Source organism: Cellulomonas biazotea, assembly GCF_004306155.1.
GTDB classification, from domain to species: Bacteria; Actinomycetota; Actinomycetes; order Actinomycetales; family Cellulomonadaceae; genus Cellulomonas; species Cellulomonas biazotea.
The window spans coordinates 1-1,540 of sequence record NZ_BIMR01000503.1; the positions used below are offsets into that span (position 1 = coordinate 1).

Consider the following 1,540-nt stretch of genomic DNA (forward strand, 5'->3'; position numbering starts at 1 on the left):
GGTCCGGGGTCGCGCACCGTGAGGTGCAGGTGGGTGCCGGTGTCCTCGACGCGGACGTCGACGTGGGCGGCGTGGGAGTGCAGCAGCACGTTGGTGAGGGCCTCCTGGGCGATGCGCGCGACGGCGAGACCGACGTCGGCCGGCACCTCGCGCGCGGGTGCGGGCACGGCGAGGTCGACGGCGACCCCGGCGTCGCGCAGGCGCGCGGCCGCGCGGGCGACGTCGTCCAGCCCGGGGGCGGGTGCGAGATCGGCGGTCACCGCGGCCGACGCCGCCCCGGCACGGTCCGCGGCCAGGGCGGACGGCGCGACACGGTCGTCGGTCCGCAGCACGTGGACGAGCCCGCGCATCGCGGCGAGCGCCTCCTTGCCCGCCCCCGCGATCCACTCGGTCGCCTCGACGGGTGCCTCGGGTCGGCGCGCAGCGACCCGCGTCGCCGCCTGGGCGCGGACGACGATCGCGGAGACGTGGTGCGCGACGACGTCGTGCAGCTCGCGCGCGATGCGGGTCCGCTCGGCGAGCACGGCACGCTCGGTCCGTTCCGCCTGGAGCCTGCGCAGCTCCGCGTTGCGGGCCGCGAGGTCGGCGGACGCCGCCTCCAGGCGGTGCACGACGACGCCGAGCGCCACGGCCGCGCAGGCGAGGCACACGAGCGCGACCGTGTACGACGTGTCGAGCGCCAGCCGCCACGGTGCGAGCCCGAGCGCGAGGTCGCGTGTGACGACCAGGCCGCCGGGGACGAGCAGCGCGAGCGTGCCGCCCGCCGTCGCGAGCGCCCCGACGACCGGTCCGACGACGCCCGCACGCGCCCCGGCGAACGCCGCGACGAGGACCGGGGCGAGGTGCAGCTCCGACTGGAGGCCCGTCCGGTAGGCCAGGGGGTAGCCGACGACGACCGCCCAGAACGTCGCCGCCGGGTGCGTCCGGCGCCCCGCGACCGCGACGGCCAGCGCGGCGCCGCACCACCACCACGCGGACACCCACCGGGGGTTCCACCACTGCTCGGTGCGCAGCACGTCGACCGTGACGAACCACGCGAGGGCGAGCGCGGCCGCGAGCGCGACGTCCCGCAGCGGCGTGGCCACCGTCAGGGAGGTCGACGGGCGCGGACCCGTCACCGGGGTCGACGGCAGCGGGACCGCCGGCGGGAGGGCGGCCCCGCCGGGTGTCACGGAGTCCTGCACCGTCCCGACGCTAGCCGCCGGGCACGGGCGTCTCCCACCGCCCCAGGGCGGAGATCCACGGGCCGCGGGTCCCCCTCACGTCGCACCCGGCACGCCCGGTGCCCGCCGTCGGGTCGCGCACGGTTCGGCCCGGGCGGGGACGCGACGGACCGGCGCCGCGACGGAGGCTGGCGACCATGCACAGGACCACCACCACCCGCCGTCGTCCCCGCCGCCTCGCCGGGGCGATCGCGCTCGGGGTCGCGGTCGCCGTCGCGGCCGGTGCGGCGACGGTCGTCGGGACGGGCGCGCTCGACACCGCGCTCGGCGTCCCGCCGGGCCCCGCCGTCGCACCCCCGGCGGCCGCGGAGACGGTC

The 1,540-nt window shown here is 79.4% G+C and carries 1 protein-coding gene and 1 pseudogene; one reads left to right on the forward strand and one right to left on the reverse strand.

Annotated elements, in window-relative coordinates:
* The coding region (locus CBZ_RS20490) for a sensor histidine kinase (protein WP_130783243.1) at positions 1–1,184 on the reverse strand (1,184 nt) is incomplete at its 3' end.
* Between the two features lie 176 nt (positions 1,185–1,360).
* Between CBZ_RS20490 and CBZ_RS20495 the strand changes: the two are divergent.
* Positions 1,361–1,540, forward strand: a pseudogene (locus CBZ_RS20495) (hypothetical protein); the annotation flags it as partial.